This is a genomic window from Sphingomonas sp. Root241, from assembly GCF_001428865.1.
Classification (GTDB): Bacteria; Pseudomonadota; Alphaproteobacteria; order Sphingomonadales; family Sphingomonadaceae; genus Sphingomonas.
Map to the genome: position 1 here is coordinate 1,704,539 of NZ_LMIV01000001.1, position 22,364 is coordinate 1,726,902.

General features: G+C 65.7%; 16 protein-coding genes. 2 read left to right on the forward strand and 14 right to left on the reverse strand.

Annotation, left to right across the window (positions count from 1 at the left end; genetic code table 11):
* The first annotated feature begins 882 nt into the window (after window positions 1-882).
* Entirely contained in the window at window positions 883-3,285 is a 2,403-nt protein-coding gene (locus tag ASE13_RS07930) for a TonB-dependent receptor (RefSeq protein WP_162254676.1), read from the forward strand.
* Window positions 3,286-3,462: 177 nt separating this feature from the next.
* Here the strand turns inward: ASE13_RS07930 and ASE13_RS07935 are convergent, their stop codons facing one another.
* The 7 genes from ASE13_RS07935 to ASE13_RS20335 all read right to left on the reverse strand — a co-directional run bounded on the left by ASE13_RS07935 (window position 3,463) and on the right by ASE13_RS20335 (window position 9,439).
* On the reverse strand, window positions 3,463-4,392 hold the full coding sequence (locus ASE13_RS07935) for a family 43 glycosylhydrolase (RefSeq protein ID WP_056613300.1): 930 nt from the start codon (window positions 4,390-4,392) through the stop codon (window positions 3,463-3,465).
* A 334-nt stretch (window positions 4,393-4,726) separates the two neighbouring features.
* Window positions 4,727-5,383 (reverse strand): hypothetical protein, encoded by a 657-nt coding sequence (locus ASE13_RS07940; RefSeq protein ID WP_056613302.1) that lies wholly within the window; start codon window positions 5,381-5,383, stop codon window positions 4,727-4,729.
* 69 nt (window positions 5,384-5,452) lie between these two features.
* Window positions 5,453-5,761 (reverse strand): hypothetical protein, encoded by a 309-nt coding sequence (locus ASE13_RS07945; protein WP_056613304.1) that lies wholly within the window; start codon window positions 5,759-5,761, stop codon window positions 5,453-5,455.
* A gap of 125 nt (window positions 5,762-5,886) precedes the next feature.
* The gene (locus ASE13_RS07950; protein WP_235536881.1) at window positions 5,887-6,633 is read right to left on the reverse strand and encodes a hypothetical protein; all 747 of its coding nucleotides are present in this window, start codon (window positions 6,631-6,633) and stop codon (window positions 5,887-5,889) included.
* The gene (locus ASE13_RS07955) at window positions 6,626-7,852 is read right to left on the reverse strand and encodes an MFS transporter (protein ID WP_056613306.1); all 1,227 of its coding nucleotides are present in this window, start codon (window positions 7,850-7,852) and stop codon (window positions 6,626-6,628) included. The genes ASE13_RS07950 and ASE13_RS07955 overlap by 8 nt, the downstream gene beginning before the upstream one ends.
* A complete protein-coding gene (locus ASE13_RS07960) occupies window positions 7,849-9,270 on the reverse strand; it encodes a glycoside hydrolase family 30 protein (RefSeq protein WP_156404783.1) in 1,422 nt (473 codons plus the stop codon). The genes ASE13_RS07955 and ASE13_RS07960 overlap by 4 nt, the downstream gene beginning before the upstream one ends.
* 43 nt (window positions 9,271-9,313) lie before the next feature.
* Complete coding sequence (locus ASE13_RS20335; RefSeq protein WP_268801286.1) at window positions 9,314-9,439, reverse strand: hypothetical protein; 126 nt, start codon at window positions 9,437-9,439, stop codon at window positions 9,314-9,316.
* 27 nt (window positions 9,440-9,466) lie between these two features.
* Here ASE13_RS20335 and ASE13_RS07965 point away from each other — a divergent pair, with 27 nt between their 5' ends.
* Complete coding sequence (locus ASE13_RS07965) at window positions 9,467-10,438, forward strand: cupin-like domain-containing protein (RefSeq protein ID WP_056613307.1); 972 nt, start codon at window positions 9,467-9,469, stop codon at window positions 10,436-10,438.
* Here the strand turns inward: ASE13_RS07965 and ASE13_RS07970 are convergent.
* The 7 genes from ASE13_RS07970 to ASE13_RS08000 form a co-directional block, all read right to left on the reverse strand.
* Window positions 10,435-11,934 (reverse strand): tryptophan halogenase family protein, encoded by a 1,500-nt coding sequence (locus ASE13_RS07970; protein WP_056613310.1) that lies wholly within the window; start codon window positions 11,932-11,934, stop codon window positions 10,435-10,437. The two genes, ASE13_RS07965 and ASE13_RS07970, sit on opposite strands and share 4 nt — an antisense overlap.
* Window positions 11,935-12,084: 150 nt before the next feature.
* Window positions 12,085-14,934, reverse strand: a complete 2,850-nt coding sequence (locus tag ASE13_RS07975) for a TonB-dependent receptor (protein WP_056613312.1) — start codon at window positions 14,932-14,934, stop codon at window positions 12,085-12,087.
* Window positions 14,935-15,133: 199 nt separating this feature from the next.
* Complete coding sequence (locus tag ASE13_RS07980; protein ID WP_056613313.1) at window positions 15,134-16,231, reverse strand: LacI family DNA-binding transcriptional regulator; 1,098 nt, start codon at window positions 16,229-16,231, stop codon at window positions 15,134-15,136.
* 171 nt (window positions 16,232-16,402) lie between these two features.
* Complete coding sequence (locus ASE13_RS07985) at window positions 16,403-16,558, reverse strand: hypothetical protein (protein WP_156404784.1); 156 nt, start codon at window positions 16,556-16,558, stop codon at window positions 16,403-16,405.
* 163 nt (window positions 16,559-16,721) lie between these two features.
* Entirely contained in the window at window positions 16,722-19,781 is a 3,060-nt protein-coding gene (locus tag ASE13_RS07990; protein WP_056613317.1) for an efflux RND transporter permease subunit, read from the reverse strand.
* Entirely contained in the window at window positions 19,778-20,890 is a 1,113-nt protein-coding gene (locus ASE13_RS07995; RefSeq protein WP_056613319.1) for an efflux RND transporter periplasmic adaptor subunit, read from the reverse strand. Before ASE13_RS07995 ends, ASE13_RS07990 begins: the two co-directional genes overlap by 4 nt.
* Complete coding sequence (locus ASE13_RS08000; protein ID WP_235536882.1) at window positions 20,887-22,299, reverse strand: efflux transporter outer membrane subunit; 1,413 nt, start codon at window positions 22,297-22,299, stop codon at window positions 20,887-20,889. Before ASE13_RS08000 ends, ASE13_RS07995 begins: the two co-directional genes overlap by 4 nt.
* Window positions 22,300-22,364 lie beyond the last annotated feature (65 nt).

A 22,364-nucleotide genomic window follows, 5' to 3' on the forward strand; every position in this document is an offset into this window, starting at 1 on the left:
GTGATCTATTACGAAACTAGAGATATAAGGTGTTATCCAAGTATAACTTTGGTTATATTGTTTATGTTTTGGCAATATCCTGCATTCTTGCTTTTCGAAGGTGTCTCCGACTTGTCGGGAAATGGGAGCCTGGATCTGGCCGCGCTACGCGCCGCAGTCGATCAGCCGCTCGCCAAGCCGGTTCGGCATCGATCACCAAACAACTGATTGTACTCGCCATGGGGATGACCGGCGCAGCCCGTTTGGATCGAACGCGGCGCTGACCTCAGCCTGGTGAACGCAGGGCATCCGGCTTCTGCCTTCCATCACGACCAGTCCCGAAACGGGCATGGTACCGGTACGGCCGTTTCCTTCCATGCCGTAGACGATGTAGCTGTAGGGGCCGTTCGTGAACCTGAGTTGATGCTATGCCCGCGCAACGCTCGGTCCTGTGGAATACACTTCCCCGCGCCGCGCTGCCGATAATCGCCATTTCGGCTCGCGTCGGTCTGCCGAACTGATAAGCCAAAGTGCTCCCGACTGCCTAACGGACACGAACTTGTTGCCCAGGGCGGGGAATGGCGCGCGGCGGCCCTTCCGGTTCATGACGGCGTGGACGATGACTGAACAACCGCGTTCAAATACAGTAAATGAGAGCGTTTTCGTTGCGCACTTTCGAACTCGTCAAGCGGCCGCAACCGATATAGTCAGCGCCGGAACACCTGCGGGGATGGGCCAATGACCGGAAGAATGGCATCCCAACGGCCATGGGCCAGACGCGGACTGGTCTCCTCGGTCGCCATCTACGCTACCGTATTTGGATCCGCGGCGTGGGCACAGCAACGAGACGATGCACCGCTGCCGCCAAGTGAACAAACCGAGGATGATAGGACCGACATCGTCGTGATCGGTAGGCGCGGTTCGGCGGTGACCGACGTAGCGCCGGTGGCGGAATTCGATGCCGACGCGGTGGCAGCCACCGGCGCTACGACGGTACCCGAGCTCTTGCAGGCGATCCGCGGCACGACGCAGGGAGCCGATGGCTCCGATCCGATCTTCCTGCTGAATGCCCAACGCGTGTCCGGCTTTGCCGAGATCGGCTCGCTTCCACCGGAAGCGATCGAGAAGGTCGAAGTGCTGCCCGAACAGGCGGCGCTGAAGTTCGGATTTCCTCCGACACGGCGCGTGGTGAACTTCATCACCAAGGCGCGGTTCCGGCAATTCGAAGCCAAAGCGAGCGCCGGCACTACTACCCGGTGGGGAAGCGCCACCGAAAAGGCCAATCTGGGCATGACCCGGCTGCGCGACGGAGCGCGGCTGACGGTGGGGCTCGAATACCGGCGCACGGATCCCCTGCTCCAGTCGGATCGCGACATCGCGCCCGACCCCGGCATCGCGTTTGATGCGATCGGCAATGTCACCGCGGTAAATGGCGGCGAGATCGATCCGGCACTGTCGGCTGCCGCCGGCCGGCCCGTCACGATCGCGCCGGTGCCCGAGGCGGCGGCGGACCGCGGCGCGCTCGCAGCCTATGCCTCCGGCGCCAGCCCGCGCCTGTTCGATCTGGGGCCCTATCGGATGCTGGCTCCGGCCAATGACGCGATCAAGGCGGAAGCGGTAATCGCCGATCGGATCGGCGAGGGGCTCTCCGGATCGATCAGCCTTTCCGCCGAGCAAAGCCGGAACAGGAATCTCGCCGGCCTTGCCGGCGTGAAGCTGATCGTCCCGGAAACCAACCCCTACTCGCCCTTCGCCAGACCCGTGATACTCAACCGCTATCTGATCGAAGCCGGCGTACTGCACGAACGCCAGACAGTGACCGATCTGCACGCCGGCGCCGTCCTGCGAGGCGCGGTCTCCGGATGGCGTTGGGACTTCACCGGCGAGTTCGATCAAAAGCAGACCGATGGCAATGCCGAGCGCGGCGTCGATCCTGTGGCCGCCAACACAGCGATTGCCGCGGGTGCCAATCCCTTCGCTCCCCTCGACGCCGCGCTGCTGACGGCGCGGCTCATCGACCGGACACGCCTGCGCTCGCGCACGGCTGGGGCGAAGACGGTGGTCACCAACACGCCGATCCGCCTGCCGGCGGGCCGGGTGGCGATCACGGCAACAGCGGAAGCGGCGCGATCGACCGCCGCCTCCTCCTCACGCGGATCCAACCCGTTCGATCTGCGGCTGGGCCGCACGCGTATCGAAGCGGGTCTTGCGGTCGACGTGCCGCTGGCATCGAGGCGCGAGAACGTGTTGCCTTTCATGGGCGACCTTTCGGTGAATGCTTCACTCAATGTGCGCGACGTCAGCGGATACGGGGCGTTGCGCGACGCGACGTTCGGCATGGCATGGGGACCCATAGAAGGCGTGCAGCTGCTCGCCACCGTCAGGAGTAGCGAGGCCGCGCCCGACATGGTGCAGCAATCGACGCCCGTGACGCGCGTCCCGAACGTTCCGGTATTCGATTATGGAAACGGTCGCACCGAGCTCGTCACGCTGATTCTGGGCGGTAATCCGGACCTAGCCCCCGAGCGGCGTCTCGTCGGTTCGCTCACGCTCTCCGTCAAGCCGTTCGCCAAACGCGAATTGCGTTTCTCCGCTACCTATGAAGCAACGACGATCCGCAACCAGACGGGTACGGTCTATGCGATTACGCCACAGACCGAGGCAGTCCTGCCGGATCTGTTCGTCCGCGATCCCGCCGGGCGACTGGCGTCGGTCACCTATCAGCCGATCAACTTCGGAATCGAGCGCCAGCGCACGCTGAACCTGACGGTGAACGCCAGCGGGAAACTGGGCAAGGCGCCGCCTGCCTCCCCTGGCGCCAAGGGCAAGGCGCCCGTGCTGACCAATTATTATGCCGGCATCGGGCCCAGCATCAAATTCAGCGACCGGCTGCAGCTACGCCCGGGCACTCCCGAACTCGACCTGCTGCGCGGCGACACGATCCGTGGTTGGGGCATGCCCCGTACCTATGGCTACGCTTATGGCGGGATAAACCATGGCGGCATGGGCCTGACATTCAATGCCTGGTATCAGGCGCCGAACCGGATACGCAGCGCGGATCCCGCGGCGGATCTGCGCTTCTCATCGGTCTTCAAGCTCAACACAGGCGCCTATATCGGCCTCGGCAGCCTGCTGCCGCGCGAGAAGTGGGCACGCAGATTGCGGCTAGCATTCGACGTCAGCAATCTCACCGATGCGCGTCAGCAGGTGCGCGATCGCAACGGAATTGTCCCGAACCGCTTGCAGCCGGACTATCTCGATCCGATCGGGCGGACCGCCACTGTCACCCTCAGAAAATTGTTCTAATTGGCGCCCCTCCTTCCGCTTTCGGATTCACGCGCCGCCGTGCCGACGGCCAGATGTGGAAGCACAGCCGATACGAGACTAAGCGACCAGAAGAACGGCAGCGGAGTGGCAGCTTTCGGGGTATTCAGGCCGGACAGCTGCCATTTTCCGGCTATCGCAGCGGCACTCCCCCAATCGTTATGGTTTTGCTCCAATCGTCTGCCGCGTTACCGTCTCTATCGTGCCATCGCGGTTGTAGCGCAGCGGAGCATAGGTGATGGACCGGCGGTGGCTGCCGCCACCGGAAAGCAGATTGTCATGGTAGAAGAGCCATGACTGGCCTGCATGCTCCAATACGGCCTGGTGGTTCGTCGAAATCGGCAAATAGTCCAGGATCACGCCGCGATATTGGTAGGGACCGAGCGGCGTCGTCGCGGTGGCATAGACGATCTGGCCAGGCCAGCCGGTCGAGAAACTGAAATAATAGAGGCCCCCGCGCCGATGCAGGAACGGCGCCTCGCCGTACATCTTTTTGGAATCTTCACGGGGAAAGCCATTGATCGTCAGATTCCGGATCGGCCCGTCCAGCGTGACCATATCCGCCTTCAGCTTGACGATCTTTGGCACGCGCGTGCCGAATAGCAGATAGGCTTGGCCGTTCTTGTCGACAAATACTGCGGGATCGATGGGTTCGTCGCCCGCATTCGGATCGCGTGCCTTGTCGATCAGCGCATTGGCTCGAGCATCGCGGAACGGGCCTTCGGGCCGCTTCGCAACCGCAACGCCGATCTTGTCCCCGCCGATCGGCGCGTAGAAAAAGTACTTGCCGTGACGGAAAGCGGCTTCAGGTGCCCAGGCCTTGGCGTCGGGCTTCGCCCATTTGAATACCGTTACGTCGAGTGGCGCTCCCTTATCCAACCAGGTTTTCATGTCTTTGGAGGTGTACAATCGCCATGCCGTGGAATCCCAGTAGGTGCCGGAGTTCGAAGCGTCGTCGGTCGCGTAGACGTAGAACTGCCCGGCAAAGAAGTGCGGCGAGGGATCCGCGCTGAAGCGAGGCGTGATTGGCGTCTGTGCTGCAGCCGCCAGTGGCGCGAGGAACGCTGCGACGAACACGACAGTCTTCACGGTCTCACCTGTAAATGTCTGACTAATGCATTGAGATCAGGTTGGCTGCATGTCGTCAAGCGCCCCCGGCCCCGATCACCAACCATTTATGGGTCGGTCCGTCGTGGCAAAGAGAAATGAGGGAGCGAGAGCCACGGTAACGGCACGACCAACAGTGGCGAGGAAGCAGGCAGGATGGATTCACGCTTCACAATTGGCGTTGAAGCGAGCGCCCTTTTTCCGTGAACCCGTGTTCGTCACCAAGGCGATCGCCGATCTTGCATTCTTCGGCCTATGCCTTTCGGCTACACGGCTGATGTATCGAAAAAACCGGCCCGCACAGCGCGATCCACCGTCAGCGTGCGCCGCCTGCGAGGGCCTGAACCCGAAGGCGCGGAAAAACCACCTCGAGCGGCTTCGTGTCCGGCAACACGTAGACATATCCGCCCTTCCTGCGGAAAAGCGGCTGCACGGTCTTGCTGTAGAAGGCCATGGGCACGTTGATGCACCCGAAGGTGATGCGATTGTCGTCCGAAGTCGGCGACAGCATCCGCTGGCGGCGGCGCTCCTTCGCGCTGACGCCCTTCGGGATCGGGTGCAGCGCCACGGACGTTGCGTAATCGACCCAAAGCACCTTTTCCCTGCCCGCGGCCAATCCGTATTTCGCGAGGAAGCGCCCGGCGGGCGTCGTCTTCTCGGCGGGGCCGATCTCGGCGAGGTTCTTGCTGCCGATGCCGGGGCTGGCATCGTCCCCGACGGCAACCCCGATCAGCACCGGAACCTGGCCGAGCGCTTTCCCCTTCGCATCGAACAGCAACAGGGAAGCACTCGTCTTGTCGACGATGATGTAGGGCAAAGAACGATTATCTCCCGATGCGGCGACCCAATCGGCCACGCGCGCAGCCGCCGCCGAAGGGCTGATTTCAACCGGCGGCGTTGCTTCCGATGGCCGGGGATCCCCGGCCACCAGGAAGCTTGCGAGTCCAGCGAGCGCCAGAACCAGGTTGCTCATCGATTCAGGCGCTCATCATGCGGCGATACGCTCGCCGCGAAAGATATCAGCATTTACGAGCCTGTAGTTTCAATTGCGCGGCCGCTTCGCCCGATTCTCCTGCGCCTGCAGCCGCTGCTCCACCCCATCGACCCGGCCGTTGAGCTGATCGAGCCGCTGGCCGTTATTCTGCGCCTGTCCGGATGCGGCCTGCGCTTCTGCCAATGCAGCCTTTGCGGTGCCGTCGGTTTCCTGCAATCTCGCCTCGAGCGCATCGACGCGCTGGCTGACGGGAGCGATCTGCTCTCTCACGAAGGACTTGGATGCGCAGCCGCCCAGGCCGGTCGCACCGACCAGAATGACGGCTGCGGGCAAAAGTTTAGTCACGAAGTGCGACATGGTGTTTCTTTCATTAATTAACCAAGCGCAACAACCCAAGCCGACCGTTCTGGTTCCAACAATCCGATTCTGTCCGGCTGTGCATCTTCTCGGGCCAGCGGAGGGCGGCAGTCCGCGATCGCCTGCTAGTCCCTGGACCTGGGCTCGGCGTCGGGTGCGAACGGGTCCTTCGGTATCTGACCGGAACGCCCCTTCTCACGCGCGCGCGCCGTTGTTTTCGCACTGAAAATCTCGACGCAGCGCCGGAGCTCGGCGACCGCGGTGCCACTCCCATCGAGGCTCAATTGCTCGACCGGCACCTTGTCGCGATAGATGTGGAGAGCCTTGGAGGCAGCGAAATAGGAGGGGAATTTCGCTTCGAAATTCGTGACGAATCCCTGCTTTCCCTGCGACGCCATTCCGACGACCGGCTGGTTGGAATATCCGCCATTGGAGAGGCGGAAGGTCAATTTCCACCGATCCTTCGGCTTGATCGACCAGTTGGCGTTCAGAACCGAGAGATGGTTGCCGCCATCGACATCAAGGCCGAGAAGAAGCGTCGTTTCGCCCTCGCCCTCGTACGTCCGGGTCACGAAGCAACCCTCTTTATCCTTGCTCGCCGCCACGGTCCAACCGCCGATATTCCGCGCGGGATATTCCTGGGCGAACGCATGCGCGCTCGCGAACAGTCCGGTGAAGAAGGCGCACGGAACGAATGTCGAGCGGATGGTCGCTCGAAACCAGGCATGGACCAGTTCACGCATTCGGCACCTAATCTCCACGGCGATCTTATCCGACAGCGGCTTATCCGACAGCGGCGTCGCTGGCCACGAACGCAACGCGATGGCGAACGCTCCGTAGCCGCAATGGGCGCAAAGCCGAAGTTCAGGCACTCCCCGCCTCTCGGGCAGCCGCTGGACCGGCCGTGGCGAACAGGAGAATATAGGCGTAAGCCGCGAGCGCGACGGCAAAGCTCCAGTGCAGGCCGAAATGGTCGGCAATCTCGCCGGCCAGCAGGGGAAGTGCCGCGCCCGCGCCGATCGCGACGCACAACAGGCCGGAAGTCGCGGATGCGGACGCGCTGGAGCGTTCGAGCGTGATCGAAAAGATCGCCGGGAACATCACCGAGTTGAACAATCCCACTGCCAGCAGGCACCACGCGCCGCTCGGCCCCGGCAATGCGAGCGCCGAGCCGCAGAGCAGGACCGCCATTCCCGCGGCGATCATCAGCAATCGAGGCGCGGATATGCGGCGAAGCGCCCAACTCCCAGCGAACCGCCCGATGAGTGCACCGCCCCAGTAGAAATTGGCGACGAACGCGCCAGCCTCGGCGAGCGTGAGATTCAGCGTGCGGGGAGATGCCAGATGGAGGATCAGCATGCTGCCGATCGTCACCTCCGCGCCGACATAGAGCGCGATACCACCGGCACCGAGCAGCGCCTGCCGCGACCGCATCGCATCGAGCAGCCTCGCCCGCCGCTCGTCCGGCATGGGCGCCACTGCGATCTTTCGACGTACGAGCACGACCAGCAACGCCAGTACCGCCAACAACGCCGCGATGATCAGGAAGGCGCGGTTGATCGCGGCAACGCCCTCGAGCTGCGCAGCCCCTGGCTGCAGTCCCTCACTGGCAAGGATCAGTCTGGCGCCGAAATGCACGCCGCAGACCATGCCCAGCGAATTGAACGAATGCGCCAATGTGAGGCGAAAATGGCTATGCTTGGACGGGCCCAGCATCGCCGCGAGCGGATTGGCGGCCACCTGGAGCGCGACGATCCCGGTGGCGAGCACGAACAGGCCGGCGAGCACCAATGCGAAGTGCGGCGCCCAGGCCGTTCCCTGTATGACCAGACAGCCAAGGATCATCGTGACGAGCGCCGCGAGGATCGTGCGCAACGCCCCCAATCGCGCGAGCAGCGCCGCAGCCGGCAGCGACATCGTCGCGAAGGCGAGGAAGAAGACGATCTGCGTGAACAACGCCGCGGTGTAGGACAGATGAAAGATCGTCCGCATCGCGGCGATCAGCGGGTCATTGTTCGCGCAGATGAAGCCCCAGGCGAAGAATAAGGCCGTAACCGGCACGAAGGCGGCGGCGGCGCGTCCCTGCGTCATCGCGTCCCGCGCCAGCGGAAGGTCACCGCGGCATTGGGCGGTAGCGGATAGGCGAAATGCCCGCCATCGGCCTGCACGCTCACTGTCTCCACCCGCGCGCCAGCATTGAAAGCCAGCAGCACGCGCGTACCGTCTGGATTGCGGAAGGCGACCGTCTCGATACCGCCGAGCCGAGTGTCCGACGCGATGCGATGCGCGCCGCGCGCCACGAAGCGGCTCACATGGCCGAGCGCGTAATATTCGACGTTGCGGGTGACCGCGCCCGTCTTGCTGTCGATCGTCACGACGCCGCGGCAATTGTCGCAGCCGCCGAGATGCGGTCCGTATTTCTCGTCGAGCGCGAGATTCCACATCAGCACGCCGCGTGCCCAATGGCGCGGCGCGCCGATCACGAGGTTGCGCATCGTCCACGCCCAGCTGTCGGGCCACGCCTTGGACCATTCGCCACCCGAGCATTCGGTAAAGAACACGTCCTTGTCGGGATGCTTGTCGCGAACCACGCTCTGCGCCGGCACGTCGCCCTTGTAGCAATGCCAGGCGACGCCCGCGACGTAGCGCGAAGCCGCGGGATCGGCGAGCACGCCCAGCGGCTGTTCGGGCAGATCCCAGTTGTGATCCCAGTCGAGGATGCGCGTCGGCAGCCCTGCCCGCTTCAACTCGGGCCCGAGCAGCGCGATTGCCCGGGCGCGCTGGGCGGGACTCAGCCGCATACCCGGATAGTTTTCGGGCTCGAAATCGGGTTCGTTCTGGATGCTGAGATAGTCGACCGGACCGATTTCCCTGGTGAAGTCCCGCACCGTGCGGAGAAGATATTTGGCGAAGGGACCATAGGCATCGTCGCGGAGCGTTCCCTTGATCAGCGAATCGGTCGTCTTCATCCAGCCCGGGGCGCTCCACGGCGAGACCATCACCGCGAGGTTCGGATTGACCGCGCGCGCGGCCCGTATGGTGGGCAGCACCTCCGCCCTCGCCGGCGCGATCGAGAAATAAGCGAGCTCGGGATCGCGCTCGCCCTTCGGCCGATCGTCATAGCTGTAATGGCTGCGCGAGAAGTCCGACGCGCCGATCGTCACGCGCGTGAAAGAAAAGCCGATCCCGTTCGGGCCGAACAAATCGGCGAGCAGGGCGTCGCGCTGCTCTGGACTCATCCTGCGCTGGATCAGCCAGGCCGAGGCATCGCTGATCGCCGCGCCGTACCCCACCATCTCCTGGAAGCGCTGCGCCGGATCGACCGTGATCACTCCCGCCGCCGCGCCCGGCTGCAACGCGATCGGCGCCTGCCGCGCGAGCAGCGCCGACTGGTCGGGCAGCGTCAGCCAGACCTCGACAGAGGGAAATGCACCTGCAGCATCGCCGGGATGCGCCGCCTGAGTGCAGGCCGCCAGCGCCAGTGCTGCAAATCCGATCAGCAAACGCATGATGCTCTCTCTCCTCATTGCACGCGCAGGAACCTCGCCACGGTCAACCCTCCTTCACGCTCCGTAGCGGGGAGTGCGATGGCTTCGGGATCGGCGCGAAATTCTCAACGACGACCACGGGCTGGCGCTCGGCGCCGATATGGTCGACGCGGATCGATCGTTGCTCCATTCTCCGCTCCCCTGATAGGCTCGCGTCATGCATTCCATCCGCGCCTGGCACGATGTCACTCTCGCTAGCTTCCAGGATATCCGCGCCGCCGGAGAACCCGCCGTCCTGAAGGGGCTGGTACGAGACTGGCCCGTCGTGCGCGCGGCCGATGCGGCGGCCTTTCTGCGCGAACGCGCCGCGCCCAAGCCGGTGCGCTTCATGCATGCGCCGCCCGAGATCGAAGGCCGGATGCATTACGGCGCGACGATCGGCAGCCGCAACTTCACGCCCGAGCAGGCGCCGCTTCCCGAATTTCTCGACAGGCTGGTTCAGGAGCGCACCGATGCGCTCGCGCTGCAGGGGCTGAGCGCCCGCGAATACTTCCCTGGCTTTGCCGAAGCGCACCTGATGCCGCTGCTCTCGCCCGAGGTGCCGGCGCGGCTGTGGATCGGCAATGCCGCCAAGGTCGCGATCCACCACGATCCGTCGGAGAACATCGCCCGCGTCTCTGCCGGACACCGGCGCTTCACGCTGTTCCCGCCCGAACAGGTCGGCAATCTCTATATGGGGCCGTTCAACCCGACGCCCGCCGGGGTGCAGGTGAGTATGGTCCACCTGACCGCGCCCGACCTCGATCGCTATCCGCGCTTCGCCGCGGCGCTGGAAGCCGCGCAGACCGCCGATCTGGAGCCGGGCGACGCGCTCTACATTCCCTATCAATGGTATCACCATGTCGAGGCGCTCGATCGTTTCAACCTGCTGGTGAATTATTGGTGGGATCCTGCCCCCGCCCTTCCCGGCACGCCGTGGGACGCGATGATGCACGCGCTGATGACTGTGCGCGGTCTCCCCGCCAACCAGCGCCGCGCGTGGCAGGCGATGTTCGCGCATTACGTGTTCCTGGCCGATGGCGATCCCGGCGAACATCTGCCTGCCGAGGCGCGCGGCATATTGGGCGCGACCTCGCCCCAGCATCTCGCCCGGATGCGCGAGGCACTGCTGGCGAAGCTGAAAGGCTAGGCCGCGGGACACGTCTTCGCGACATAATCGGCGTGCCTCGGCATCACCGCGACGCATTTGCCGATGACGTTCTCGACATTGCCGAGGAACTGCGCGACCTGGACATCGCTCTTGATGTCGACCAGCGGATCATAGCCCCGCGGGATCACGCCCTGGCCCAGGAACACCTGAATCCAGCTCTCCTCGGTGAACAGTTCGTCATCCTCGCGGAACACCCGGCCATTGGCGGCGAACAGGTCGATTTTGCGCTGGAGCGTGTCGGGCACCTCCATGTCGCGGCAATAGCGCCAGAAGGGCGTGTCGTCGCGCTCCGTCGCCTTGTAGTGGAGGATGATGAAGTCGCGGATGCGCTCATATTCGAAGTCGGTCTGGCGATTGAACTCGGCGATCGTCGCGGGATCGAACCCGGCATCGGGCAGCAGCCGCACCATCCGGATGATCGCCGACTGGATCAGGTGCAGGCTGGTCGATTCGAGCGGCTCGAGAAAGCCCGAGCACAGCCCGATCGCGACGCAGTTCCTGTTCCAGGTCTTGCGCCGCTTGCCGGTGGTGAAGCGGATGCGGTTGGGCTCGGCGAGCTGCGCGCCGTCGAGGTTGGCGAGCAATTGCGCCTCGGCCTCGGCATCGTCGATATATGCGCTCGAATAGACATGGCCGTTGCCGGTGCGGTGCTGGAGCGGGATCCGCCATTGCCAGCCCGCAGTTCGCGCGGTTGCGCGGGTATAAGGCGTGAACGGTTCGGTCCGCGCGCACGGGACCGCCATCGCGCGGTCGCAGGGGAGCCACTGACTCCAGGTCTCGTAGCCGGTCTCGAGCGCTTCCTCGATGATCAGCCCGCGAAAGCCCGAGCAATCGACGAACAGGTCCGCCGCGATCACTTCGCCGTCGTCCATCGTCACCGATTCGACGAAACCGTCCTCGCTACGCAGTGCGACATTGGCCACCTTGCCCTCGCGCCGCCGCACGCCCCGCGCCTCGGCATAGCCGCGCAGGAACCTGGCATAGAGGCCCGCGTCGAAGTGGAAGGCGTGGGCGATATGGCCGATCGGCGATTCCGCCAGCTTGGGATCGGCGCGCATGAACTTGTTGGCGAGCGCGGCCGCGGTGTTGATCGAATAGGCCGCGAAGTCCGATGCCTTGCCCGCCGCGCGCGCCTTCAGCCAGTAATGGTGGCAGCGCAGCCAGCCCAGGTCCTGACCGATCACGCCGAAGCCGTGGATGTAGCTGTGCCCGCGCCGCCACCAGTCGACGAACTGGATGCCCAGCTTGAAGCTGCCCTGGGTGCGCGACATGAATTCGTTCTCGTCGAGCCCGAGCAGCTCGTTATACTTCTTGATCGCCGGGATCGTCGCCTCGCCGACGCCGATCGTGCCGATCTGCTCGGATTCGACGAGGGTGATCTCGTACAGCCCCTGGAAGAGCTGTGAAAGCAACGCGGCGGTCATCCACCCGGCCGATCCGCCGCCGACGATCAATATCCGCTTCAGCTGCTGCATGCCTCTCCGCGCCTCTTGGTTCGCGCTTGCCGCCGGGTGTCGCAGGTTGCCGGCCGGGTTGGCAAGCATTGCTCTGATTCCAAAAGAACGGGGAAGCATGAGGCTCGCTCGTGCTTCCCCGCAATGATCCCGGAGGGGTCCGGGTGAACGCTAGAAGCGGTAGTTGAAGCCCAGCAGGAACTGCCGCCCGTATTTCTCGTAAGTCTCGAGCAGCGAACCGCCGTCCGCCGTGTGCGTGCCGCCGCTGTCGAGGCCGAGCCGCGTGCGATAGGGCGAGTCGGTCAGGTTGTTGACCTGGAACAGCACGCCAAACCCGTTGAGCGCGCCCTTGTCGAATGTGTAGCCGATCTGCGCGTCGACCTGCCGGTCGGCGAGGATCTCGGTCTGGCCGCGGGTGGCGAAGAGCTGGACCACTTCGCCCTTGAAGGCCGAGCGGTAGCGATAGCTCGCACGCGCCTGGAAGCCGCCATTCTCGTAGTAGCCGGTGATGTTGTAGATCGTTCCCGACAGGCCCGGGATGCGGACTTCCTGGCCGTTGTCCGCTGGATTGAGATCGGATTCGGTGAGCGAAAGGCTGCCGATCACCCCCAGGCCGTTGAGCGCGTCCACCACGGTGCCGAAGTCGAACGCGCCGCTGAACTCGACGCCCTTGATCGTGCCGCCATTGCCATTGGCGGGCAGCGTGATCTGCCCGAGCGGGCTGATGATGACGCCCGGCGGGATCGCCGATGCCGTGGTCGGCAGCGGGATGCCCGAGAAGTCGAACACATCGGTGCGCTGGTAGATGTAGCTGTGCAGCTTTTTGTAGAAGCCGGCGATCGAGAAATAGCTCGTCTTGTTGACGTACCATTCATAGGCGACGTCGAGCGCATCGGCGCGCCACGGCTTGAGATTGGGATTGCCGCCCGAAGCCGACCAGGGATTGACCGTCTGGCCCGCCACGCAGGGCTGGCCGCTGCACACCAATGAGTTGAACCCCGGCGTCACATTGGCGCGCATCTCGTCCATGCGCGGTCGCGCCATCGTCTTGGACGCGGCCAGGCGCAAGCGATGGCCGCCGCCCAGCTCCCAGATCAGGTTCAGGCTGGGCAGCACGTCGGTATAGGTCTCGCCGGCGGTGCGCAGCACCGGCACGATCGGCTGACCGGGCTCGAGCCCGTTGATCACCACGCCGGTCGAGCTCTGGCGCTGCTCGACCACCTGCACGCCGATATTGCCGCGCACCGGTCCGGCCTTGAAATCGGCCTTGAGGAAACCGGTGAGCAATTCCTCCTCGATATCCCAGTTCTTGTCGAAATAATTGGCGTCGAGGATCGGTGCGCGGTTCCAATATTTGTCGAGCGCGCTTTCGAGATCCACGCTCAGCACATTGCCGAAGCCGGTAAAGCCCAGCGAGGTCGGCGCGACCAGATCGGCCGGGTCGACCAGCACCTGCTGGCGGCCGTTCTTGAGGAAGAGGTCGAAATCGTCGACGCGCTTGCTCTTCTCGCGATGCGTGAAGTTCACGCCGCCGGTGACCTTGCTCAGGAAGCCGTCGAACTCGTGGTCGAGCTTCAGGTCGATGGCCCAGATGCTCTCTTCGACATCGGGGAAGCGGATCGCGCCGTCATGCCCCCAGCCGCCCCAGGGCGCGCGATCGCCGAGCGATACCTGCGCGGCGTCGGCATAGTTCAGGCCCTCGCCATAAGTGGGATAGCTGTCCTCCGGGATCTCGAAGCTGATCGTGTCGAAGGTCCGGCCTACGTCGGGCGTGGCCGGGGTGACCCCGCCGGTGCCGCGACCATAGCCGGCATAGGTTTCGAGGATCTGCTCGGTGCGCTTGTTCTTCGAATAGGAAAGGTCGGCGATGAACCGGGTGCGATCGTCCATCTGGAATTCGTTGTTCCAGCCGGCCGAGAAGATCTCGTCGTCGCGCTTGTTGAAGTCGTTGCGCAGGATCGGCACGCCCCGGTTCAGCGTGCCCCCGGTCGCGATCGACGATCCGCCGCGGTCCGCGGTGGTGACGCCGGTGAAGGTGGCGCCGTCCGCCCAGCCGTTCGAGAACCACTGCGCGCCCCGCGTCGTCTCTTCCTGATGGAACTTCGAATAGAACAGGTCGAGCGTCGAATGGACCATCGGGGTGGGCTGCCATTCGATGACGCCCATCACCGCGTCGCGCCGGTTCAGGCGCGACGTAGCGAAGACTTCCTGGCCGTTGAGCAGCAGCGCATTGGCCGCCGATGCCGGCTGCACCGTCGTCGGGCTGACGCCACCGAACGATTCATAGCCATAGGCCTTGAAATGCTTGTTCTGCGACGGGCTGTCGAGGTGCGCATAGCCGATCGCGATGCCCAAGGTGCCGCCCGCGAACTGGTCGATATAGCTCACGCTCGCGCGGCCGCCCCAGTTGCGGACGTCGTCGTTGAGCTTCGAGCCTTCGGTCTTCTCGCCGCGGATGTTGAGCGCGATCGCGCGCTTGCCGAAGGCGAGCGGACGGACGGTGCGGAGGTCCGCGGTGCCGGAGAGGCCCATTCCCGAGATCGCCGCGTCGGGCGTCTTGTAGATGACGACGCTCGACAGCAGCTCCGATGGATATTGGTCGAACTCCACCGCGCGATTGTCGCCCGAGCTCGCCTGCGGGCGGCCGTTGAGCAACGTCGTGGTGAAATCGGGCGCGAGGCCGCGGATCGAGATGACCTGCGCGCGGCCGTTGACGCGCTGCGCCGCGAGGCCGGGCAGGCGCGCGATCGATTCGGCGATCGACACGTCGGGAAGCTTGCCGATGTCCTCGGCCGAGATCGCCTCGACGATCGAAGTCTCGTCGCGCTTGGTGTTGATCGAATTCTGCAGGCCCGCGCGAAGGCCCGTGACGACGATCTCGTCGCCGGTCGCGTCCGCCGCCTGATCGTCCTGCGCCCGGGCGGCGGTCGGCAACGCGGCGGCCAGCGCCAGCGCCGAAGCGGTCAGTGCGAACTGCATGCGGATGCGGCCATTGCGACCGAAGCGCCCGTTCAGGCCCATATCACTCTCCCCTTTTTGGCCTCTGCTGGGCCTGTGTTCCCGACCTTCGCGATCGTTATGGGCCCCAATCCAATCCGAACTGGAAGCGCTTCCAGTTTGCTACGGGGCATGCGTCAACGGTGTCAACGACAAAGTTCGCAAGGAACCAGGTTCCCCGTCGACTGAGACTTTCGGGAGACAGGCGGAGCGCCGCGCCGCCCTAGCCGCGCGCCGCCGCCAGCGATTCGCGCTCGACGAGATGATAGGCGATCTGCTCGAACCGCGGCCTTGGCGCCTGGCCGCGCAGCAGCATCTCGACCAGTTGCTCCACCGCCGAAGCGGCGATCCGGCGGATCGGCTGGTGCACAGTGGTGAGCGGCGGCCAGATATGGCCCGAGATCGGCGCATCGTCGAAGCCGACGATCGAGATGTCGTCGGGCACCACCAGATGCTTGCGATGCGCCGCGAACAGCGCGCCGACCGCCATGTCGTCATTGGCACAGACGATCGCGGTGGGATGTCGTGCGCCGTCCAGCAATGCCTGGCCCAGCTCTACCCCCGAGCGGAAGCTGAAATCCCCCCGCAGCGGAGTCACGGTATCGGCGCCCAGCCCCGCTTGGGCGAGTGCATCCAGGAAACCGGCGAAGCGCTTCTCGGCGGAAAGATGTCCTTCGATACCGAGCAGATAGCCGAACCTCCTGTGACCATGTGCCAGGACGAGCTTCCCCACTTCCTCGCCCGCCGCCGCCTCGTCGAAGCCGGCTCCCGGCAGCATGGCTCGAACCGCGTCGCTGGGCGAAATGCACACGACCGGGCATTTACGCTCGACCAGCAGGGCGGCAAGCGCGGCATCGTCCGACAAGGGCGGCGCCAGGATCACCCCGGCGCTCCGGCCGGATTCGAAAAGCTCGATCACCCTCTCGCTGCGGCGCGGATCGTCGACGTCGATATTGAGCGTCGACAGCTCGAATCCGGCGATCGCCGCCGCGCGCAATCCGCCGAGCTCCAGCGCGGCGAAATAATAGGAATTGGGTTCGGCATCGAGCGCCGCGCAGTTGATCAGGGTGAGCGCCTTGCCGCTGCGGCTGGCCAGGCTGCGAGCCTGCGGGTTCACGCGATAGTCGAGGATCTGGACCGCGTGCATCACGCGCTCGCGCATCCGGGCGCTGACATTGGCCTGATCGTTCAGCGCCCGGGACACCGAGGCCCGTCCTACCCCGGCCAGCGCGGCGACATCGTCGATGGTCGGGCGAGCCGTCCGGCCCGGCTCGAGCGCCCTCGCCTCGCCCGCAATGCTCAAGTCATGCTCTTCGCTCATCGACCGCGTGGGGTGACACAGCCATCGGTCGAACGACAATAGCTTATTGCATCGCGCTCCCTGAACTGCCGCTGGGACGCGCAATTCCGCCCGGCGGCGGCACCTCGGCGAAGGCGGATGGACAGTTCGACGTCGTCCGTGAAAGCCAATGCTCCGAGACCGAGGCCCCATTCAACCGCGTCGTCGCGATGTGAGCGAAGCCCGAAGCGCGAGGACCAGGAGCAACATCAAGGCCGAGGCCATCACGCCAAGCTGTGCGGAACGCAGCTCCCTTGCCACCGCGATCGCGATCTTGACGAGGATGAGCAGGCCGGCGAGCCACAGCAACCCCCGGCCGAGATATACCCAGTGTTTCGCAGCCAAGGTCTGCAACCTTCTCGATTCGAAGCGATGTTCCGCTGGCCGGGCGGGAACAAAGCCCTCCTCAACCCTAAGACACCGACGGCGGGGCATCCTCATTGCGAGCGGAGAGCGACGACCGCGCGCAGGATCACCGCGCGGGCTCCGCCCGGCGCGCGCGACGCCGGCCGACAGATCGCCGAAATTGCTGCTCGAATCCGTCCACCAGGGCGAACACCACCGGCACCACCAGTAGGCTGAGGAAAGTCGATGTAAGCAGGCCCCCGATCACGGCAATCGCCATGGGCTGACGAAAGCTGGCGTCGGCGCCGAAACCAAGGGCTATCGGCGCCATACCGGCGATCATCGCGACGGTGGTCATGATGATCGGACGGGCGCGCATTCGGCAGGCGTCGATCAGCGCATCGGTACGCGACAATCCTCGCTCGGCGATGCCGAGGATGGCATATTCGACCAGCAGGATCGAGTTCTTGGTGACGATGCCCATCAGCATGACCAGACCGATCATCGCGGGCAGATCGATCGCGCTGCCGGCCAGCAACAGCGCCACGAATGCGCCGCCGACCGAAAGCGGGATCGCCGACAATATGGTGATCGGCTGCAGGAAGTCCTTGAACAGCAGCACCAGCACGCAAAAAATGCACAGGATGCCCGCAATCAGGGCGGTGACGAACCCGAATGCGATCTCCCCGCCGATCTCCGCGCCGCCGGCCGGGTCCAGCTTCACCCCCGACGGCAGGGCGGTGATGGCGGGAAGTACGTTGATCCGCGCCAGCGCATCGCCTTGCGCCATCCCGTTCAGGTCCGCGGTCACGGTGATAGTGCGTTCGCGATCGTAGCGATCGATCTGCGATGGCCCGCTCTCGATCGCGATGTCGGCGATGCTCGCCAGCGGCACCGGGCCGTCGCGTCCGGCAACGCGCAGATCGCCGAGTGTCTGCGGATCCCGTCGGGCTTCGTCCGCGATCCGGGTCCGGATGAACAGCTGCCGGTTGTCGAGGTTGAGCCGCGCCAGCTGGGCATCGAAATCGCCGCTCGTCGCGATCCGGACGACCTCGCCGATCGCATCGGCGGTGACGCCGCGCTCGGCGGCGCGCTGGAGGTCCGGCCGGATCACGATCTCGGGCCGGTCGAGGCTGGCGGTCGAAGCGATGTTCGACAGGCTCCCGACCTCTCGCATTTCGCGCTCCAGTTGCCGGGCGGTCGCCGCCAGCGCCTGTGAATCGCTGCCGGCGAGGATCAGGTCCAGCCGGGCGGTGCCGTCGCCGACGGTGAAGCGCGCGCCCGGCACCCTGGCCAGCCGCTCCCTAACCATGGTTTCGATCGCGGACTTGGAGGGCCGCGATCCGCGCGGCGCCAGCAACAGCGTCGAGGATGCGAGACGGACTCCGCTGGCGTCATCCCCGTCGCTTCCCGCCTGCCCGACTGTAGTGAAGATGCTCTCGATGCCCGCGATATCCTTGAGGGCGCCGCGGACTTCCTCGGCGGCCGCCGCCGTCGTTCCCAGCGCGGCGCCCGGCGGGAGCTCGATCGACAGTTCGGTGGTGCTGCGGTCATCGGGGGGCAGGAATCCGGTCGGGATCAACGGCAACAGCGCGATCGACGCAGCAAGGAAAGCGAGCGTCGCCGCGATCGTGGATTTCCGATGGTCGAGGCACCAGCGCACCGCGGCGAGATACGGCCGCATGAGTCGCTGGTTCTTGGGCTCGGGCGCCGCGTCTCCTTTCAGGAGATAAGCGGCCATCATCGGCGTCAGCAGGCGGGCGACCAGCAGCGACGCGAGCACGGCGATCACCGCCGTCCAGCCGAAAGGCTTGAAGATGAGCCCCGCGAAGCCGGACATCATCGCGGTCGGCAGGAACACCGCGACGAGCGTCATCGTCGTCGCGATCACGGCCTTCGCGATCTCGGCGACTGCTTCCTCGGTCGCCTCCATGACCGGTTTGCCCATCCGCCGGTGCCGCTCGATATTCTCCACTTCGACGATCGCATCGTCGACGAGGATTCCGACGACTGCCGCGAGGGCGAGCAGCGTCAGCGTGTTGAGCGAGTAACCGAGCCACTGCATCGCGGCGAAGGTGGGAAGGATCGAAAGCGGCAATGCGGTCGCGGCGATCAGCGTCGCCCGCCCGTCGCGCAGGAATAGCCAGACGACGAAGATCGCCAGAAGCGCGCCTTCGTACAGCATCGCCATCGAGCCTTCATATTGCTCGATCGTATAGTCCACCGACCCGCCGACCGGCGTCAGGGTGAGGCCGGGACTACCGCTCTTCAGCTTGTCGAGCGCGGCCTTGACGCCTTCGGCCACCTCGGTCTCCCCTGCTCCCCGCGCGCGAAAGACCCGAAAGCCGATGACGGGCCTGCCGTTCAGCGACGCCGCCTGGGTGCGTTCGCCGGCGCCGTCCTGGATCGTCGCGACCTGATCGAGGCGCAGACGGCGTCCGTCGGGCAAGGCGATCGGCAGCGCCGCGAGCGCAGACGCCTGCCCGACGATCGCGACCGTCCGGATCGACTGTTCGGCGCCGCCCATTTGCGCGCGGCCCCCCGACGATTGCTGCTGCACTTCGCGAAGAGCGCGCGAAACGTCGCCCGCCGTCACGCCCAGCGCAGCCAAATGCGCGGGATCGACCGTCACCAGCACCTCGCGCTGCACGCCGCCCACGCGCTCGACGCGTCCGACCCCGGGAACCGATCGGACCGCCTTGGTCAGGCGGTCGTCGACGAACCAGGAGAGCTCCGCCTCGTCCAGCCGCGGAGAGGAGACCGCATAGACCAGAACCGGCGCCGCCGCGAAGGTGACGGCGCTGACGGTGGGCTGCAGCATGTCCGCCGGCAAATCCGAGCGAATGCCGTCCATCGCGTCCTTGGTCTGGATCAGCGCGTCCGAAAGCGGCTTCTCCAGATCGAAGGCCGCTTCGATCCGCACGGTTCCGTCGGTGATCGAGGTGGTGACGTGCCGCAGGCCGTCCAGCGCGGCGATCGCGTCCTCAGCCTTTCGCGCGATCTCCGTCTCGAGCTGCGCCGGCGTGGCGCCCGGAAGCGTCGCGACGACCGAGACGGACGGCAGCGTCATATCGGGCAGATCCTGCACTGCCAGCATGCTGAACCCGCGAATGCCCGCGATGGCCAGCAGCACGAACAGCAGGATGGATGGGATCGGGTTTCGAATCGACCATGACGCGAAATTCATGGCCGGGCCTCACGCGCGCCGGCAACGCGAACCACATCCCCATCGCTGAGGAACCCGGCGCCCTTTAGGACGAGCCGCTCGCCTCCGCCGATCCCGCGCAGTATCTCGACGGTCTCGCTTTGGCGTCTGCCGGTCGTCACGCCGCGCAGCACGACCTGCGGGACCGCGGCAGTCCCTGCGATTTGCATGACATAGCTGCGGCCGTCGCGGATCACGACGCATTCCGCCGGCACGGCCAGCGCCGGCGACGTCCCGAACGCGATCTCCCCGGTCACGAACATCCCGGCCCGCGCCCGGCTGCCGGGCACGAGATCGGCATAGACCAGAGCGAGACGCGAGCCGGCATCGAGCGCTGGCGCGGTCTGGCGCACCACTGCGCTGGCCCTGCTTCCGTCCGGAAGCACGAGCGCGATCCGCTGTCCCTCGGCGACGGAGTTTAGCTGCGGGGCAGTGAGCTCACCGCGCCACTCCAGCCGGTTCTGGCGGATCATGCGGAACAGTTCCTGCCCCGACGGCACGACTGCGCCCAAGGTGGCGGTGCGCGCGGTGATCACGCCGTCGTCGGGAGCCAGGACGGCAGTGTAGCGAAGCTCCAGACGCTTGGCGACGAGGAGCGCCGACGCGGTCCTGGCTTCGGTCGCGAACTGCAGCACCTCCAGCTCGCTGATGGCACCGTTCGCCTGCAGCGCTTTCGCGCGCCGGTCATTTGCCGCCGCCTGCTCGTGGCGCGCGAGCAGTTGCGCCTCCTCGGCGCGGAGCAATGCCGGATTGAGCCGGGCGAGGACCTCGCCGCGCCGGACCTGATCGCCGACATTCACGCGCACGTCGATCAGTTGATAGCTGCCGATCTGGGTCCCGATGCTCGCTTCCTGCCAAGGCGCGATGACGCCGGACGCGGTCAGGCGGTGCGGCAGTGTCACGCGCTTCGGAGTGACTACGGTGACGGTCAGCTTGGGTCGCGGCGCGGCCGCGGCCGGCTGCGGGCTTGGCGGCCAGAGCAGATACGCTCCCACGAGCGCCGCTAGAAAGACCGCGATCGCGCCCCCGATGATCCGTTTTCGCGAAGGATTCGCGGAATCCCGTTCGGTCGTAGCCATCGTATCGCTCATCGACGATCATTCCCGTTTCTACCGGGACCGGGCTCGGCCGCGAGCATCTGCCAGGGTGTTCCGGTTCGTCGCACGAGCGCGATCCAGGCCCGTGCCCGATCGGCCGCGGCGACAACCGCGCTTTCCTGCGCCCGGTTGGACTGGCGCCGGGCCTCCTCGAGCTCCAACTGGGCGATCGAACCGGCGCGCCACAGGGCTTCACTGGCCGCCAGCGTGAACCGCGCGGCCTCGATCGCCTCGCCTGAGGTTTCGATGCGCGCGGCAGCCGATTGCTGCGCGGCAAGGGCATCTTCGATGTCCCGGACCGCGGTCCGGACCGCGAAGACGAGCTGCGCCACCGCTTCGCGATAGGACGCTTCGGCAAGCCGCACGTTCGCGGCGCCGGCGCCGCCATCGTGGAGCGGTGCCGTCAGTCCCGCGCCGATCGAGCCGCTGACCCAGGAATCGCTCGATCCCAGCGCCCGGAGCCACTGCCCGGTGAGCAGCGCCGTCAGGTCGATCCGCGGAAGCCGCTCGGCGCGGGCGACTGCGATCTCCGACCACCGCGCCGCCACTTCGCGCTCCGCCGCGACGACTCCGGCGTGCCGGAGGAGGATCGTGGCGGGCAGCGCCGGCGCGAAAGGCGGCGGCGCGGGCATGTCGCCGGGCGCAAGCCGCGAAACCGCCTCCGCATCGAGGCCGGAGAGCGCCACCAGCGCATCGACGTGGCGCCGGCAGATCTCCTCCTGCGCGATCCGTTCGGTTCGCGCGGAGGCCAGATTGCCCTGCGCGGTGGCGACCGCCGCCGGCGCGACATAGCCGAATTCCAGCCGCGCCCGGATGATCATCGATTCCACCTCGCGCGAGGCGATGTCGCGCTCGCGGATCCCGTGGACGAGATGGCATGCACGAAGCGCGAGCGTCGTGTCCGCGATCTCCGCGACGATCGACAGGCGGGCGGCCTCGGCGTCGGCGGTGCGGGCAGTCAGGCGATGCCGCGCGGCGGTCGCCGTCTCGCGGAGCCGCCCCCAGAGATCAAGCTCCCACGCCAGGTCGGCGCCGATGTCGACCGATGCACTGCCCAATCCCGAGCGGTCCCGGCTCCCCGACACGTTTGCACCGATGTTGACACCCGCCCTCCGCCCCGCATCCTCCACCGCCGCCACGGCGCGCGCCTGATCCACTCGCGCCGCCGCCTCCGCAAGCGTCGGATTGTCACGCAAACCGGCTGCCACTAGCTGGTCGACAGCCGGATCGCCGAGCAGGGTCCACCAGTTCTCGCGCTCGACCGTCTCGGGCTGAGCCGCGCCGGCAGAGGCATTGCTCCATTCGCCCGGCAGATCGAGCGCCGGACGCTGATATGCAGGTTGCAGGGTACACCCACCGATCAGAACGAAAGGCACGAATACGAGGCCGGAAAACCGTCTCACCACCAAAAGGAACTCCGCTGTCGGCGCGTCGGAAAATGGCCGGCGATAGCCGGGACGGATCGTTC